Annotated in this window: 21 protein-coding genes; 16 read left to right on the top strand and 5 right to left on the bottom strand. The window is 60.6% G+C overall.

The window, feature by feature from the left end:
* Nucleotides 1-34: 34 nt before the first annotated feature.
* From larC to B5G37_RS10950, 4 genes are all read right to left on the bottom strand, one after another.
* Nucleotides 35-1264 carry a nickel pincer cofactor biosynthesis protein LarC gene (larC, locus tag B5G37_RS10965; RefSeq protein WP_087257437.1) on the bottom strand — a complete coding sequence of 410 codons (1230 nt, stop codon included), beginning with the start codon at nucleotides 1262-1264 and terminating at the stop codon, nucleotides 35-37.
* A complete protein-coding gene (gene larB / locus B5G37_RS10960) occupies nucleotides 1261-2022 on the bottom strand; it encodes a nickel pincer cofactor biosynthesis protein LarB (RefSeq protein WP_087257435.1) in 762 nt (253 codons plus the stop codon). The genes larC and larB overlap by 4 nt, the downstream gene beginning before the upstream one ends.
* Nucleotides 2012-2779, bottom strand: a complete 768-nt coding sequence (gene larE, locus B5G37_RS10955; protein WP_087257433.1) for an ATP-dependent sacrificial sulfur transferase LarE — start codon at nucleotides 2777-2779, stop codon at nucleotides 2012-2014. Before larE ends, larB begins: the two co-directional genes overlap by 11 nt.
* Before the next feature lie 142 nt (nucleotides 2780-2921).
* Nucleotides 2922-3611, bottom strand: coding sequence for a 4Fe-4S binding protein (locus B5G37_RS10950; protein ID WP_087257431.1), 690 nt, complete (start codon nucleotides 3609-3611; stop codon nucleotides 2922-2924).
* A gap of 146 nt (nucleotides 3612-3757) precedes the next feature.
* On the opposite strand from B5G37_RS10950, the gene B5G37_RS10945 reads away from it, so the two are divergent.
* Nucleotides 3758-5122 (top strand): MATE family efflux transporter, encoded by a 1365-nt coding sequence (locus B5G37_RS10945; RefSeq protein WP_242962871.1) that lies wholly within the window; start codon nucleotides 3758-3760, stop codon nucleotides 5120-5122.
* 343 nt (nucleotides 5123-5465) lie between these two features.
* On the opposite strand, the gene B5G37_RS10940 is transcribed toward B5G37_RS10945, so the two are convergent.
* A complete protein-coding gene (locus B5G37_RS10940; protein ID WP_087257429.1) occupies nucleotides 5466-5843 on the bottom strand; it encodes a helix-turn-helix transcriptional regulator in 378 nt (125 codons plus the stop codon).
* A gap of 165 nt (nucleotides 5844-6008) precedes the next feature.
* Here B5G37_RS10940 and B5G37_RS10935 point away from each other — a divergent pair, with 165 nt between their 5' ends.
* The 15 genes from B5G37_RS10935 to B5G37_RS10870 form a co-directional block, all read left to right on the top strand.
* Nucleotides 6009-6392: a hypothetical protein gene (locus B5G37_RS10935; RefSeq protein WP_087257426.1), complete on the top strand. Its 384-nt coding sequence runs from the start codon at nucleotides 6009-6011 to the stop codon at nucleotides 6390-6392.
* Nucleotides 6389-6610, top strand: coding sequence for a hypothetical protein (locus B5G37_RS10930; protein ID WP_087257424.1), 222 nt, complete (start codon nucleotides 6389-6391; stop codon nucleotides 6608-6610). Before B5G37_RS10935 ends, B5G37_RS10930 begins: the two co-directional genes overlap by 4 nt.
* Nucleotides 6585-6797: a hypothetical protein gene (locus B5G37_RS10925; RefSeq protein ID WP_087257422.1), complete on the top strand. Its 213-nt coding sequence runs from the start codon at nucleotides 6585-6587 to the stop codon at nucleotides 6795-6797. Before B5G37_RS10930 ends, B5G37_RS10925 begins: the two co-directional genes overlap by 26 nt.
* Nucleotides 6781-7059, top strand: a complete 279-nt coding sequence (locus tag B5G37_RS10920; protein WP_087257420.1) for a hypothetical protein — start codon at nucleotides 6781-6783, stop codon at nucleotides 7057-7059. The genes B5G37_RS10925 and B5G37_RS10920 overlap by 17 nt, the downstream gene beginning before the upstream one ends.
* Before the next feature lie 91 nt (nucleotides 7060-7150).
* Entirely contained in the window at nucleotides 7151-7693 is a 543-nt protein-coding gene (locus B5G37_RS10915; RefSeq protein WP_087257418.1) for a terminase small subunit, read from the top strand.
* Nucleotides 7680-9212: a PBSX family phage terminase large subunit gene (locus B5G37_RS10910; protein WP_087257415.1), complete on the top strand. Its 1533-nt coding sequence runs from the start codon at nucleotides 7680-7682 to the stop codon at nucleotides 9210-9212. The genes B5G37_RS10915 and B5G37_RS10910 overlap by 14 nt, the downstream gene beginning before the upstream one ends.
* 2 nt (nucleotides 9213-9214) lie before the next feature.
* The gene (locus B5G37_RS10905) at nucleotides 9215-11266 is read left to right on the top strand and encodes a hypothetical protein (RefSeq protein WP_087257413.1); all 2052 of its coding nucleotides are present in this window, start codon (nucleotides 9215-9217) and stop codon (nucleotides 11264-11266) included.
* Nucleotides 11263-11397 carry a hypothetical protein gene (locus B5G37_RS15880; protein ID WP_275532985.1) on the top strand — a complete coding sequence of 45 codons (135 nt, stop codon included), beginning with the start codon at nucleotides 11263-11265 and terminating at the stop codon, nucleotides 11395-11397. The genes B5G37_RS10905 and B5G37_RS15880 overlap by 4 nt, the downstream gene beginning before the upstream one ends.
* Nucleotides 11398-11472: 75 nt before the next feature.
* Nucleotides 11473-12192 (top strand): hypothetical protein, encoded by a 720-nt coding sequence (locus B5G37_RS10900; protein WP_087257410.1) that lies wholly within the window; start codon nucleotides 11473-11475, stop codon nucleotides 12190-12192.
* A gap of 2 nt (nucleotides 12193-12194) precedes the next feature.
* On the top strand, nucleotides 12195-12581 hold the full coding sequence (locus B5G37_RS10895; protein WP_087257407.1) for a hypothetical protein: 387 nt from the start codon (nucleotides 12195-12197) through the stop codon (nucleotides 12579-12581).
* An 18-nt stretch (nucleotides 12582-12599) separates the two neighbouring features.
* Entirely contained in the window at nucleotides 12600-13610 is a 1011-nt protein-coding gene (locus B5G37_RS10890; RefSeq protein WP_087257405.1) for a hypothetical protein, read from the top strand.
* A 290-nt stretch (nucleotides 13611-13900) separates the two neighbouring features.
* The gene (locus tag B5G37_RS10885) at nucleotides 13901-14287 is read left to right on the top strand and encodes a hypothetical protein (RefSeq protein ID WP_087257403.1); all 387 of its coding nucleotides are present in this window, start codon (nucleotides 13901-13903) and stop codon (nucleotides 14285-14287) included.
* A gap of 76 nt (nucleotides 14288-14363) precedes the next feature.
* On the top strand, nucleotides 14364-14702 hold the full coding sequence (locus B5G37_RS10880; protein ID WP_087257401.1) for a hypothetical protein: 339 nt from the start codon (nucleotides 14364-14366) through the stop codon (nucleotides 14700-14702).
* Between the two features lie 4 nt (nucleotides 14703-14706).
* A complete protein-coding gene (locus B5G37_RS10875) occupies nucleotides 14707-14958 on the top strand; it encodes a hypothetical protein (RefSeq protein ID WP_087257399.1) in 252 nt (83 codons plus the stop codon).
* On the top strand, nucleotides 14945-15551 hold a 607-nt coding region (locus B5G37_RS10870; RefSeq protein WP_143482931.1), incomplete at its 3' end, for a peptidoglycan recognition family protein. The genes B5G37_RS10875 and B5G37_RS10870, both read left to right, overlap by 14 nt.

The raw sequence follows: 15551 nt of genomic DNA, 5'->3' as shown, positions 1-15551 counted from the left end.
GGCTTCCTCCGCTTTTATTTCCACAAAGGAGAGATCACTTGTGGAAAATTTGCTTCAAGGTAATCTTGTGCTCCCGGGCGATGCGGGCCATGTCCTCATACTCCGGCTTGGAGCGGGAGACCCCATAGCCCTGGGCCGTCTTCATGCGCACAGGGCCGTAGGGGGTGTCCCGGGTGGTAATGGTGTAGTCCAGCACGTGCTTTTCGCATCGGCGCACCCGCAGGCCAGTGGTGGAGGTCTGGGCGAACACCTGACGGATCAGGTGCTCTTTGTGGGAGACGTCGCACAGGGCCACCAGCTGCCAGCCGGGGCGGCCCTTTTTCATGCACCCGGGGAGGGTGTACACGTCTAAGGCCCCCTCTTCCAGCAGCCGCTGGCAGGCAAAGGACAGGGCCTCGGGGGTCATGTCGTCCAGGTTGCACACCAGTTCCAAAATCTCGCTCCCGGTCTCCTGGGTGTGGCCCCACAGGGCTCGCACGCAGTTGGCAGCAGGGAATTCCTTTTTACCCATGCCGTAGCCGGTTTTCTCCAGCACCATGGGGGGCATGGAGCCAAAGCGGGTGGCAAAGGTGGACAGTAGCGCCGCCCCCGTGGGGGTGCACAACTCTCCTTGGATGTCCCCACCGTAGCAGGGCACTCCCTCCAGCAAGTGGGCGGTGGCGGGAGCGGGGACAGGGACCACGCCGTGGGCGCAGCGCACCATACCGCTGCCCACATGGACGGGGGAGACCACTACTTCATCGGGGTGGAGCAGATACAGGGCATAGCAGGCCGCAGCCACATCCGCCACGGCGTCCAGGGCCCCCACCTCGTGGAAGTGGACCAGGTCCACAGGCTGGCCGTGGGCCTTGGACTCGGCCTGAGCCAGGCGATGGTACACCGCACGGGCCTGTTCCAGCACCGGGGCGGGGAGGTTTAGGTGGGAGATGAGGTGCTCCACGTCGTGGAGGCTGGTGTGGTGGTGATGGTGGGTGTGGTCATGATGATGTTCATGGCCATGTTCATGCTCATGATCGTGGTGATGGTGCTCATGCTCATGGTGGTGATCTACGCTATCCTCCCGCTCCCCGTGCACTACCACGTCCATGTGGGTGCCGGAGATGCCGCAGGACTGGGCGGGAAGGGCGTGAAACTCTACCCCAGGCAGACCCATGTGGTTGAGAGTGTGCAGGTACTCCTCCTGATTGGGGAGCAGTTCATACAAAGCGGCGGAGAGCATATCCCCGGCGGCTCCCATGTTACATTGCAAATATAAGGTGTTCATTGGGGTAGACCCTCCATTTGATTGATGCGGCTGGCCAGAAAGCCCGCGCCAAAGCCGTTGTCGATGTTTACCACGCTGCACCCGGAGGCGCAGGAGTTGAGCATGGCCAGCAGAGCGGCCAGACCGCCGAAACTGGCCCCGTAGCCCACGCTGGTGGGCACGGCGATGACGGGGCAGTCCACCAGCCCCCCCACCACCGAGGCCAAAGCCCCTTCCATGCCCGCCACGGCGATGACCACCCGGGCCTGCATCAATTCATCCAGGCTGGCCAGCAGCCGGTGCAGCCCGGCGACCCCCACGTCATAGATGCGGGTGACCCGATTGCCCAGGGCTTCCGCGGTGAGGGCGGCTTCCTCCGCCACCGCCATGTCGCTGGTGCCGCCGGTGGCCACCACAATGGAGCCCACCATGGGGTGGGGCTTGGGGTTGATGATGCCCAGGCGGGGCAGGGGGTGATAGTCCAGGGGGACCATCTGGGCCACCTGGGCGGCTTTTTCCTCATCCAGACGGGTGACCAAAATGTTGTGGCTGCCGTTTTCCATCATGGAAGTGGCGATGCCCCCAATTTGCTGGGCGGTTTTTCCTGCACCGTAGATGACTTCCGAGGCGCCTTGGCGCACGGTGCGGTGGGTATCCACCCGGGCGTAGCCCAGATTTTCAAAGGGGGAGCGTTTGAGCTCCAAAGCGGCCTGCTCCGGAGTGATGGAGCCGTCCGCCACTCCGCGCAGCAGGGCCAGCACATCTTGTTTATTGTCCATGAAACTCCTCCTCGCTCCGGGGCTGTAAGTCCAGGCTGATGTGGGACAGGTAGGGGGTGAGGGCGTCCAGCAGCTGCGCTCGGCAGGTAATGGCCCGTTCCATTTGAGAGGCGGGCAGCTGGAGCAGTGCGCCATCCCCCCGCAGACGCAGGCGGAAGTTGGTAAAGCCCAGGGCAAACAGGGCGTCCTCTCCCGCCTCCACCCGGGCCAGGTCCTCCCCAGTGATGGGGGTGCCAGTGGGGATGCGGGTGGCCAGGCAGGCATAGGCGGGCTTATTCCAGGTAAACAGCCCCGCTTCTCGGCTCAGGGCCCGCACCTGGGGCTTGGTGATGCCACACTCCCGCAGCGGGGAGCGCACTTCCAGCTCCTGAAGGGCCTTCATGCCCGGGCGGTCGGTGGGATCGTCCGAGGCGTTGGTGCCGTCCAGCAGCAGGGAAAAGCCGTCAGCCTGGGCCCGATGGCGCAGGGAGGAAAAGAGGGCCTGTTTGCAGTGATAGCACCGGTTTTTCGGGTTGGCGGTCACCTGGGGACAGGCCAGCACGTCCAACTCCACCACCGTCAAAGGCACACCCAGCTCCCGGGCCAGACGCTGAGCATCCTCCCGCTCCCAGGCGGGCTGAAAAGGGGTGGCGATGTAATAGGGGCGCACATCCTCTCCCCAGGTACGCCCCGCCCAGAGCAGATAGGCAGAATCGGTTCCTCCAGAGAAGGCCAGAGCTGCCTTGGGGTGCTGATGAAAAAATTCCTGTAATGTCATGGTATACTCCTAAAAGGAAAAAGGTACGCCCTTGGGCGTACCTTTTTGAACTCAAATCATGGCTCCCAGTGGAGCCGGGTCGGTTTCACAAAGACCCGCTACCTGCATGGTACAGGAAAGAGGGGGAGAAGTCAAGTCCCCGTCAGTCCAAAATCCGCCCGTCGGTGGAGATGGTCACCACCTGCCAGGGGATGAATTTGCCACTGTCCTTCAAAGCCTGTGTGGCGGCGTGCTGAATGCCTCCGCAGCAGGGTACCTCCATGCGCACGATGGTGAGAGCGGTGATGTCGTTGTCCCGGAGAATGGCGGTGAGCTTTTCCGTGTAGTCCACCATGTCCAGCTTGGGACAGCCGATGAGAGTCACCTTGCCACGGATGAAATCCTGATGGAAGCCCGCATAGGCGTAGGCGGTGCAGTCGGCGGCAATGAGCAGGTGGGCGCCCTGGAAATAGGGGGCGTTCACCGGGGCCAGCTTGATCTGCACCGGCCACTGGCGCAGTTGGGAGGCGGAAGGAGTGGGAGCGGCAGCGTCTGCCTGGGGGGTGAGAGCCCGGGCCATGCTGCCGGGGCAGGCGCAGGGAGAGGGGGCGGCTTTGGCGGCCATATTGGCCTTCACGGCGGCCTCGTCGTAGGGGGCGGCCTCCCGCTCCACAAAGGTGATGGCCCCGGTGGGGCAGGTGGGCAGGCAGTCCCCCAGCCCGTCGCAGTAGTCGTCCCGGATCAGTTGGGCTTTGCCGTCTACCATGGCAATGGCACCCTCGTGGCAGGCTTTGGCGCAGGCCCCGCAGCCGTTGCACTTGTCTTGGTCAATGTGAATGATGCGTCGAATCATGAATGTGTCCTCCTGGTGTGGTCATTTTGATGGTATGGTATCACAGAGTGTGGCGTTTGTCTGTTGTAGTTCCAACAAAACCGCAGGATTCTGTGGGTGATGTCTTGCCAATGACAGGAAGGGGGTATATACTGGATGGACATGAAATGAGAGACAGAAAGGAAATGGAAATGGCACACACCGTAGAACCCATGACCCAAGGGACTATTTGGAAGCGCATTACTGCGTTTGCCCTGCCCATTTTGTTGGGCAATCTGTTCCAACAGCTGTATAACACCGCCGACTCCCTGATTGTGGGCAACTTCCTGGGGAAAAATGCCCTGGCTGCGGTGAGTTCCACCGGCAGCCTCATTTTTATGCTCATTGGCTTTTTGAGCGGCATCGCCATCGGCGCCGGTGTGGTCATTGCTCGGTACTATGGCGGCAATAAGGAAGAGGAGCTGCACAAGGCGGTGCACACCACCGTGGCCTTCGGTTTGGTGGCCGGTGTGGTGATGACAGCGGTGGGCGTGGGCTTCTCCCCCCAAATTCTCCGGTGGATGGACACTCCGGAAAACGTGATGTATAACTCTCAGCTGTATTTGAGTATCTACTTCATGGGCTCTCTGGGCTCGGTGATGTACAACATCTGCGTGGGTATTCTCCAGGCTGTGGGCGATAGCCGTCACCCCCTGTACTACCTCATCATCTCCTCGGTGGTGAATGTGGTGCTGGACCTGTTTTTCATCGGCGTGCTGCACATGGGTGTGGACGGGGCCGCCTGGGCCACCATCATTGCTCAGTTCATCAGCGCCGCTTTGTGTCTGTGGCAGCTGCTGCGGGTGAAAGAGAACTACCGGGTTCAGATTCGGTGTATCCGCTTCCACTGGGATATGCTCAAACGGGTGGTGCGCTTCGGTCTGCCCTCCGGCGTGCAAAACTCCATCATCGCCATTGCCAACGTGGTGGTGCAGTCCAACATCAACCACTTTGGTGACGCCGCCATGGCTGGCGTGGGGGCCTACTCCAAAATTGAGGGCTTCGGTTTCCTGCCCATCACCAGCTTTACCATGGCCATGACCACCTTTGTGGGCCAGAACCTGGGGGCCGGTCAGATCGACCGGGCCAAAAAGGGCGCTCGATTCGGTACTGTGACCTCGGTACTGATGGCTGAGCTCATCGGTATCGCGGTGTTTGCCCTGGCCCCTGTGCTCATCGCCGCCTTTGACACCTCTCCTGACGTCATCGCCTACGGCGTGGAGAAGTCCAGAACTTCCGGCCTATTCTACTTCCTGCTGGCCTTCTCCCACGCCATGGCCTCCATTTTGAGAGGTGCGGGCAAGGCTATGGTACCCATGTTTGTCATGATGGTGTGCTGGTGCATCATCCGGGTGACTTTCCTGGCCATTGCCGTGCCCCTCACCGGAGACATTCAAATGGTGTACTGGGTCTACCCCCTTACCTGGACCCTCAGCTCCCTGACCTTCCTGTGGTACTACAAGCGCATGGATTGGTCCAGAACCTTGGGATAAATATGGTATTTTGTAACGGACGGGAAATTTTCCCGTCCGTTTGACTTTTTGACGTAGTTCGACGAAAATCTGTAATATCATACAGAAGTCCCATAGAAGGGACAATTTTAGGCAAGTTTTGACAACTGCCCTCTTGAAATGGAACGGATGTTCGATTATAATAGAGACACCACATGGCACATCACAGGGAGGAAGGAAAATGGAACGGAAATGGATCAAAGCGGCAATCGTAGACTTGCTGGACCGGGCGGACGAGGCCCAACTACGTGCCATTTTCCAGTTTATTTTCCACTACTTAAACCGGTAAAAAAACCCGGGCATCCAAACGGATGCCCGGGTTTTTTTATGTTTTCGGTTGGGCTAGCTCATTGGCCAGCCGCTCCAGCACCGCCCACTCTTCGTCGCTGAGGCGGGAAAGAGCGGAGATGAGCCGGGTACGGAAGCTGTTCTCTCCGGTTATCTGGCCCAAAAACATGGCCAGCTGCTCATCTGGGGTAGTGGCCGGGGGTGTGACAAACGTTTGACCCTCTCCCGTGCGCAGCCATCCTTCATTGACATGGAAGGTCTGGCAAATGGACAAAAGGGTGCGGTCACTGGGGATGGTCTTTTCAATCTCGTAGGTGGCGATGGTATTTTGCTTCAAACCCAACTGGTCGGCAAAGGCCTGCTGGGTCAGGTTGCAGGCTTTGCGTACCTCTCGGATGCGTTGTCCAACACTCATAAAAATCCTCCATTCTTTCAAAAGACACGGGGGTATACCTTCGTATTGTACCACGGCTCGGAGTGAAGCACAAGAAGAAGTATTGACCAAATCAATAAAATACTATTGACAAATATCGGTGACCGATATATTATTATCGAGAAATCAATAAAAAGGAGGAGGAACATGGAAACAGTTGTGGAATCGCTGTGTATCTGCTTGCCCCGATTGGAGCGGCGGGAGCAGGCCTATGTTTGGGGCTATGCCCAGGCATTGGCCGGGAGACACCAGAGAGAAGAACGGGAGGAGAGAGACATGGAACGGGAAGAAATGGTATATCACGGGGGAAAGCGCACCCAGCAGGCCCGGGTACACATTCAGCTGGACAAGGAGGAAGGGGGCGACCGGTTCTGTCAGGTTATTGAGGCCTCGTCCACGGCTGCGGCCATGGATGCCCTGGAGGCCCTTATCTGGGGATACGAGCGGTGGCTGGGGGTACCCGCCCACCACGTGCTGGCGGTGCTGGCCACGGTGATGACAGTGCCAAACGGGGGGAGGATGGAGCCATGAGCTACCAGTACCGGGTGGAGTACCCGGGGCGCAAGACCGTGAAGGTACGGGCGAAAAACCGCCTGGGTGCGGTGGAGCAGGCGGCCAAGGCCTGGGGGGTACCATGGGTGGCCATTGCCTGGCAGTGCCAGGTGGTACGGGAGAAGGAGGTGAAGCGCCGTGGCAGGGTTCACACCGCAGGAACTGGAGGAGATGGCGCGAGCGGACGCGGAGATTGACGCCGCCTTTGAGGAGTGGGTGGAGCCGGAGCCCAGAGTCAGGATCTCGGACCTGGTGTGGGTGTGCCGGCTGGCCCGGCGCAGCCACACCACCTACGGAAAATTTGTAGCGGACCACACCCAGGAGGAAATTCAAGCCATGATTCAGCGGGAACAGGAAGGAGATACATATGAAATTTCGATATAAAACGGCCATCAACGCCTCCTATGAGCGGCAGGGGTACATTTATTTCAAGTCCCTGACCTACCCCACTATGCTGCCCCGGGACAAAGAGCGCATCCGCCGCCTGTGCATCACCGTGGGAGGAGATCACGGACAGGCCCTATTGGAGCACGTCACCACCGGGGAGAGCGTGAAGTCCGTGTGTCAGAGACATTATATCGGCTCTCCCACCAGCCTCTACCGGGCCATCAAGCGATATTACGAACGCTTTCCCGCAGATATGTAGGGGAATGTGTACTTAGAACGGCGACTGTGTAATCACACGCAGAGGTAGCTTGTTAGAATGAATATAGAAGCAACACAAGGGAGGGAAGCGTGTGGCTGCCAGACAGCGACAAAATAAGACGTCCCATGCGCTGATGCGCCAGGTGCAGCAATACCTGGACTCCATCAGCCGCACCGTGGAGGTCACCGAGCAGGTGCCTACGGGGGAGGTGGACGAGAAGGGGCGGCCCCTGTATGAGCGCAAGCCCATTTACAATGACCGGGGGGAGATCATTCGTACTCGGGAGTACCTGATCCCACCTACCATCACGGGTATCTGCCTCCATTTGGGCATTACCCCGGGAACATGGAAACGGTGGTGCGACCACCAGGCCCATCCGGAACTGGAAGAGGCCACCGAGTGGGTCACCGGGATCTTGCAGGCCTGGAGCGAGGAGCAGCTGCTCACCCGCAAGGATGTGCGGGGGGTGGTGTTCCACCTGCAAAACAATCATGGCTATGCCCAAAAGGTGGAGGTGGAGGCGGGGCCTCAGACCCGGACGGCCCAGGCCCTCACCACCCAGGAGAAGCTGGCCCTGCTTCAGGAACTGTGGGAAGGAGGGGGGCAGGTGAAGCTGCCGGATGGCAATGGGTGAGAGCAAGCTGGATCGGACGCTGGAGGCCGCCCAGTGGTATCAAAACCTGAAAGAGACCAACAACGACACCTTTCTCCCCCTGTTTTTTGACCAGCACCGGTTTCTGGTGCTGAAAGGGGGCGGCGGCAGCGGCAAGAGCATCTTTGCCGGGCGCAAGGTGCTGGAGCGGGTGACCAGCGAGCCGGGTCACCGGTGGCTGGTGTGCCGCAAGGTGGCCCGCACGTTGCGGGAGAGCTGCTGGGCGCAGCTGGTGGGACAGATTTCGGATTTCTACCCCGATGCGGGAGCGAAAACCAACAAGTCCGCCATGACCATCACCTTCCAAAACGGAAGTGTCATCCTCTTTGCAGGGCTGGACGATGTGGAGAAGCTAAAATCCATCTTCAACATCACTGGCATCTGGATCGAGGAGGCCTCGGAGCTGGAGGAGGGGGACTTCAACCAGCTGGACATCCGTCTGCGCACCGATTTCAACCAGTATCTCCAGATGATTTTGACCTTCAACCCCATCAGCGCCACCCACTGGCTGAAAAAGCGGTTTTTTGACCGCCGGGACCCCCGGGCCACGGTGCACGAGAGCACCTACAAGGACAACCGCTTTCTCACCCCCGAGGCGGTGGCCACGCTGGAGAGTTTCCGGGAGACGGACGAGTATTACTACATGGTCTATTGCCTGGGCCAGTGGGGCGTGACAGGCAAGACGGTGTTCAACGGTAAGGCGGTGGCCCAGCGGCTGAGCCAGCTGCCCCCGCCGGTGCGCCAGGGGCTTTTTGAGTATCAAATGTCCACCGACGGCATCCATGTGGAGGACTACCACTGGGTGGAAGAGGAAGGTGGGCCGGTGCGCATCTACGCTCCACCAGAAGAAGGCCGACCCTATGTCATCGGCGGGGACACCGCCGGGGACGGCTCAGACTGGTTTGTGGCCCAGGTGCTGGACAACCTCACAGGCGAGCAGGTGTGTACCCTGCGCCACCAGTACGACGAGGACACCTACACCCGCCAGCTCTATTGCCTGGGGCTGTACTACAACAAGGCTCTGTTGGCCCCCGAGTGCAACTTTTCCACCTATCCGGTGAAGCTGCTGGGGCTGATGGGCTATCCCAAAATCTACGTCCGGGAGGTGGAGGATACCTTTGACGGGCAGATCCACCACGCCTACGGCTTCCGCACCGACCGGCTCACCCGTCCGGTGATTTTGGGGGAGCTGGTGCGGGTAATGCGGGACCACCTGGATCACGTCCACGACAAGGCCACCCTGGAGGAGATGCTCACCTTCGTGCGCAACTCCGCCATGCGAGCCGAGGCAGAGCCGGGAGCCCACGACGACTGCATCATGGCCCTGGCCATCGCCCACTATGTGCGACCCCAGCAGTCCATGCGCCTGCATAGACCCCAAAACCAGGGGGATGCCCGGTGGAGCCCAGACATGTGGGAGGATTGGAACCGGGCCAACGGGGAGGAGCGGGAGCTGCTGCTGCGCCTGTGGGGCAGACCCGGGGAGAACAAAGGAGGATGAAGATGAAGGGCAAACACCAGAAGAAAGCGGAGGAGAAGCTGAAGCTGTGGCATCAGCGGCTGGCCCAGAGCAACGCCGCCTACTCCGCCGAGTACACCCGCATGGACCGGCGGGAACGAATTTACAACGGCGACGACCAGCTGCGCCCCCTGGTGCCGGGAGACACCAGAAGGGACGGCAGTCCCCGGAAAACCAGCCACGTGCGAAACATTGTCTTTGAAAACATTGAGACCCAGGTGTCCAGCGCCATCCCCCAGCCCAAGGTGACTCCCCGGCGGCGGGAGGATGAGGGGCTGGCCCAGCGGCTGGAGCACTTTTTGCGCAACGAGCTGGAGCGGCTCCCCTTTGCCCAGCTCAACGACTTGGCCGAGCGCACGGTGCCCATTCAGGGAGGCGTGGCCTTCCTGGTGGAGTGGGACAACCGAACCCGCACCCATGACACCGTGGGCACCGAGGTGGTGCGCATGCTCCACCCCAAACAACTGGCCCCCCAGCCGGGGGTGTTCACCTCCATCCAGGACATGGATTGGATCATTGTGAAGATCCCCACCACCCAGGACGCCATTTATCGGGAGTACGGCATCTGGGTGGAGGAGGACGGGGAATCCGAGCCCGCTGTGCGGGGGGTGGACGGGGTGAACCCCGCCGAGGACGCCCTCACCCGCTATGTGGGTTATGAGAAGAACGCCCAGGGGGGCGTCAACCGGTACTGCTGGGTCAACGACACCCCCTTGGAGGATTTGGAGGACTATCAGGCCCGCCGCCAGCCCGTGTGTAAGCAGTGCGGGCGGGTGCAACCCCTGCCCGGGCAGCTGATCCAGCAACCGACAGCACCTACCCAGCCCAACTGGGAGGAGCAGATGCGGGGGGAGATGGCCGGCCAGCAGCTGGCCCAGGCCTTGGCACAAGAGGCCATGGCCGGAGGGGGCGGACTGGGCAGCATCCCGGTGGAGCCCGACCCCATGCAGGCCCCCCGGGAATATCAGGGGGGCCCTTGTCCCTGGTGCGGCTGTGAGGAGTTTGAGGACCAGGTGCAGGAGTATGAGCAGGTGCTTCTGCCGGTGGTGACGGGAAAGGGCATGGAGATTCCGGGGGCCACCCCCGACTTGGACGGGGAGGGTAACCCGGTGCTGCGCCCCACCCTCATCCCCTTCTACCAGCCGGGGGTGTTCCCCGTGGTGCTCCAGCGCAGCGTGTCCGTGTATGGCCAGCTGCTGGGCAACTCGGATGTGGACATGATCGCCGACCAGCAAAACACCATCAACCGCATGGAACAGAAGATCATTGACCGGCTGGTGAAAGCGGGTACCCGCATCACCCTGCCCGACAACGCCTCCCTGCGGGTGGACAGCCAGGACGGCGAGCGGTGGTACATTGGCTCGGCGGCGGACAAGGCCATGATCGGGGTGTACGACTTCAAGGGAGATCTGGAGTATGAACTGCTCTACCTCTCCAACGTCTACGAGGAGGCCCGTCAGATTTTGGGCATCACCGACTCCTACCAGGGCCGTTCCGACTCCACCGCCACCAGCGGCAAGGCCAAGGAGTTTTCCGCCGCCCAAGCCGCCGGACGGCTGGAGAGCAAGCGGGTGATGAAGCACGCCGCCTATGCGGATCTGTTCCGCATGATGTTCCAGTTCTGGCTGGCCTACGGAGACGAGCCTCGACCCATCACCTACCGGGACACCCAGGGACACATGCAGTATGAGCTGTTCAACCGCTACGACTTTTTGGAGCGGGACGAAGATGGACAGTACTACTGGAACGACCAGTTCCTGTTCTCGGTGGATACCACCGACACCCTGGCCACCAACCGGGAGGCCATGTGGCAGGAGACCCGGCAAAACCTCCAGACCGGGGCCTTTGGAGACCCGGCGGCCACCGAGACCCTCATTCTCTTCTGGACCAAGATGGAGCAGTTGCACTATCCCGGAGCGGGAGAGACCAAGCAAGCGCTGGAACAGCGCTTGCAGCGGGAGAGCCAACAACAAGCACTGACGCAGGGCAATCGCGAGAAAATGCCAATCCAGATGGGAGAGGAGGGAATGAGATGAAGAAACAGAATGGGTACATTGGCCGCATTCAGAACACCGGCACCCAGGTGGTGAAGGCACCTTGCCAGACCACCGCCACCAAGACCGGCACCGTCCACACCGGCGGTGACCTGAGACAGGGCAAGAAGTAAGCCCAAACATTACAATACGCAGGGAAAGCGGGAACATCCAATCGCCCCCAAAAGGGGCAGGAAGGAACGGAAGATATGGAACTCAACCAAGAACAGGTATACGAGGCCCTGGGGGTGGAGCAGCCCCAGCAGGAGCAGACCCAGCCCGTCCAAGACCAGGAGCAGCCCACCCAACCGGGGGAGATGAGCCTGGAGCAGCGCCGGGAAAACGCCGCCCGGAGGCGGAGAGAGGAGACCCGAGCCGCCATTGAGCAGGCGGTGGAGCAGGAGCGCACCCACGCCCAGCAGGATGTGGAGCAGGTGCTGCGGGATGCGGGACTGAAAAATCCCACCGACGGCACCCCCATCACCAACATGGAGCAGTACCGGGCGTGGAAGCAGGACCAGTCGGAGACTCCCACCCACCAAAGCCAGCCCAATCGGGCCATGGAGGCCCAGGTGGAGGCGGAACTGGCCCAGATTCGCCAGCTCAACCCCAACATCCGCAGCGTGGGCGATTTGCTCACCATGCCCCGAGCCCGGGAATTTTACCAGCTGGTGAAGCGGGGCAACACCTTTGTGGACGCCTACAAGCTGGCTCACTACGACCAGCTCACCCAGCAGGCCGCTGCTGCTGCTCGGCAGCAGGCCCAGAATTTGGCCCGCAGCAAGGGCCACCTGGTGGCCGCCACCCAGCGAGGCAAGGGCGGGGCTTCGGTGCCTGCCGAGGAAATGAACCTGTTCCGGGCCTTCAACCCTCAGGCCAGTGAAGCGGCCATTCAAGCCTATTACAACAAGTATCAAGGAGGAAATTAACTGTGTTTGTACCTGTGAAACGTGACTCTGGCGCCATGCTGCCCTGGGAGTACCTGGGCGCTGCCGCCGGTACTTACCACGCCGGTCAGATGCTCACCGTCAGCGAGGGAAAACTGGCGGCCCTGAGCCTGGCCAGCACCGACACACCCCCCTACCTGTGTATGGCGGATGTCACTGCCGCCGACGGCCAGGTGATCCCCGTGACCCGAGTGGAGGGAGACTGCATCTATGAGACCCAGCTGAAAGCGGAGTACGCCGCAGCCAAGGTGGGCGGAAAGATGCAGGTGGAGGCTGACGGCCTCACTGCCAGTGAAGGGGAAGGCACCTTTGAACTGGTGGAGATCCTGGGCACCAAGGAAGGCGACACCGTCCGGGGCAGATTTGTGTAAAGGAGGACAAGAAACCCTATGAAAATCATTTTTTCCCAAGGCTCTGGCCTGAACGACAGCATTTATGGCAAGTGCCAGGCCCCCATCCGCATGTTCCTGGAGCAGCGGGGGGAGCAGTTTGAAAAGCAGTCCGTGTTGAAGGACCTCTTCCTCATGGGCAAGAGCGAGAACTACGGTGATCTCATGACCACCATGACTGCCATGAGCGGCTTTGAGCCCGTGGGTGAGAACGGCGCTTACCCCCTGGACGGCATGCAGGAGGGCTACCAGAAGCTGCTGGTGTACGACACCTGGAAAGACTCCTTCTCCATCTCTGCGGAGATGATGGAGGACTCCAAGGTCATGGACATGAAAAAGCAGCCCGCTGCCTTCATCACCAGCTACAACCGCACCCGGGAGCTGTTTGGTGCCGCTCTGTACGGCGGCGCCATCTCCGGCAAGGAGAAGGTGACCTACAAGGGCCGGGAGTTTGACATCAAGAGTGCCGACGGCGTGACCATGTTCCACACCGCCCATCCCCCCAAGGTCTCCGGTGAGACCCAGGCCAACAAGTTCAGCGACGATTTCTCCGCCGATGCCCTGGGCAAGATGGAGACCGCCATGCACCTGTTCCGAGGTGACAACGACGAGATTCTGGACGTGGCCCCCGACACCATCCTTATTCCCGAGGTAGGCGGGCTGAAAAAGGAGGTCTTTGCCGCCATCGGCGCGGACAAGGAGCCCACCACCGCCAACAACGCCTTCAACTACCAGTACGGCCGCTGGAACGTCATTGTGTGGAGCTACCTCAACCAGTTTGTGGATCTCAGCTCCGGCAAGGCACCCTGGATTTTGCTGGACAGCAAGTACAACCAGACCTACGGCGGCGCGGTGTGGAACGACCGCATCCAGCTGGCGGTGCGCTCCACCGTGGACGAGAACACCGATGCCAACGTCTGGCGCGGCCGCAGCCGCTTCAACGCCACCTTCAACGACTGGCGCTTTGCCGCCGTGGGCGGCGTGGCGGACGGCACCGAACTGCCCGCCTGAGATTCTCGAAAATGCAAGCATTTTCTCGAGAGATTGCAGCCCACTGCATGCATAATTGGGTCAAAGGGCGACTCAATTCCACACTGGCGGGCTGAGAAGTGTATTTTCCCATGCACATGTCCTGGGAAAATACGGGATTTCAATTTATTTTCTCGCTAGGAGCGAGAAAACTCTGCCGAGGGCTTTTGTATGTGCATGATGGGATGAATTCCTAGCGTGGATGTGGCCTTTTGGCAGTAAGCCCCGCCCCGGCGGTCCGCTGGGGCGGGGCTCAGAGAGGAGGATGAAATGTGTCGGACACCAGCCGATACCCCCAGGCCATGGACATCCTGACCCAGGCGGACCTACTGGCCCCCAATCAGTACAGCCAGGAGCAGAAGCTGGGCTGGCTGGGGGAACTGGAGGGGCGTATCCATCTGGACGTGCACCTGGACACCCCGGAACAGCTCCAGCAGGTGTGGGCCAGATGGCCAGGGACCTTGGCTGTGGGGTGGCCCCACAGTGACGTGTACCTGCACTGGCTGCTGGCCAAGATCCACCAGGCGGACGGGGAACTAGAGCTGTACCAAAACCGCATGGAGAGCTTTAACACCAGCTACCAGAATTACGTCAACTGGTACATCCGCACCTACGACCCGGCCCACAACGTGGGCACAGAGGAGGGGGACGGGGCATGAGACAGCGGTTGAATCAGTGGCTGGATCGGATGCTGGGGGAGCGTCTGATGCGGATGATACACAGGAGAGGGATGGAATGAACGGGGAGGAATTGCTCACCGCGGTGCTGTTGGCCCTGGCAGGGGGCAGCGGCATCACCGGATTGGCCATGAACTACCTGCGGCGGTACCTGGATCGGCGGCTGAAGCAGGGGGAAGAGGAGGAGCAGCTGCGGCAGGAGCACCGGCAGCGACGGCAGGAGGTGGAGGATCAGCTGCACCATGCTTACGGTCGGTGCATATTCTGGCTTAATCACGCTGTCACCAAATCTCCCCCCAACGGGGAACTGGCCCAAGCCATGGAGGAACTGACCCAGGCAGAAGAGGCCAAAAAGAAGCTGGATCGGGAGATCCTGGCCGCTTATGAGAAGGAGTGAGAGTGTGAGAGAGGTTTTGAGAAAATTATCCAGCCGGAAGCTGTGGACCGCCTTGGCCGGCATTGCTGCCGGTCTGGCCCTGGCCTTTGGGCTGGATCAGGAAGCAGTCGCCAGCACAGCAGGGGCTGTGGTGTCGGTGATCTCGGTGGTGACGTACATCGTCACCGAGGGGCGCATTGACGCCGCGGCAGTGAAAACCGCCATTGAAGATGTGCAGGAGGCTGTGGAGGAGGTAACCAGTATTGAACCTGATTAAATGTTTTTTGACCGCCAACGACTGCTACAAAGCGGGACGAACCATCACCCCCAAGGGAGTGATGGTCCACTCCACCGGGGCCAACAACCCCTTGGTGGCCCGCTATGTGCAGCCTTTGGACACCCAGGCAGATGCGGCCAGTCTGTACGCGGTTCTGGGCGGCAACCGGAACCAAAATGACTGGAACAACGGTGGACTGAACGTGTGTGTCCATGCGTTTATTGGAAAATTGGCCGACGGCAGTGTGGGAACAGCCCAGACCCTGCCTTGGAGCCACCGGGGCTGGCACGCCGGCACCGGCACCTCGGGGGGCAGCGCCAACAACACCCACATCAGCTTTGAAATCTGTGAGGACGCCCTCACGGATGCGGGTTATTTCCAGAAGGTGTACCAGGAGGCGGTGGAGCTCACCGCCATGCTGTGCAAGACCTATAACCTGGATCCCAAGGCAGACGGCGTGGTCATCTGCCACTCCGAGGGCTACCAGCGGGGCATTGCCAGTAATCACGCCGATGTGATGCACTGGTTCCCCAAGTTTGGCAAGTCCATGGACACCTTCCGCACCGATGTGGCCAAGGCCATGGGCTCCGCTA

The organism is Pseudoflavonifractor sp. An85, from assembly GCF_002161235.1.
Taxonomy (GTDB): domain Bacteria; phylum Bacillota; class Clostridia; order Oscillospirales; family Oscillospiraceae; genus Enterenecus.
The sequence above is the reverse complement of the archived record's forward strand: the minus strand, read 5'-3'. Positions and strand labels throughout refer to the sequence as shown.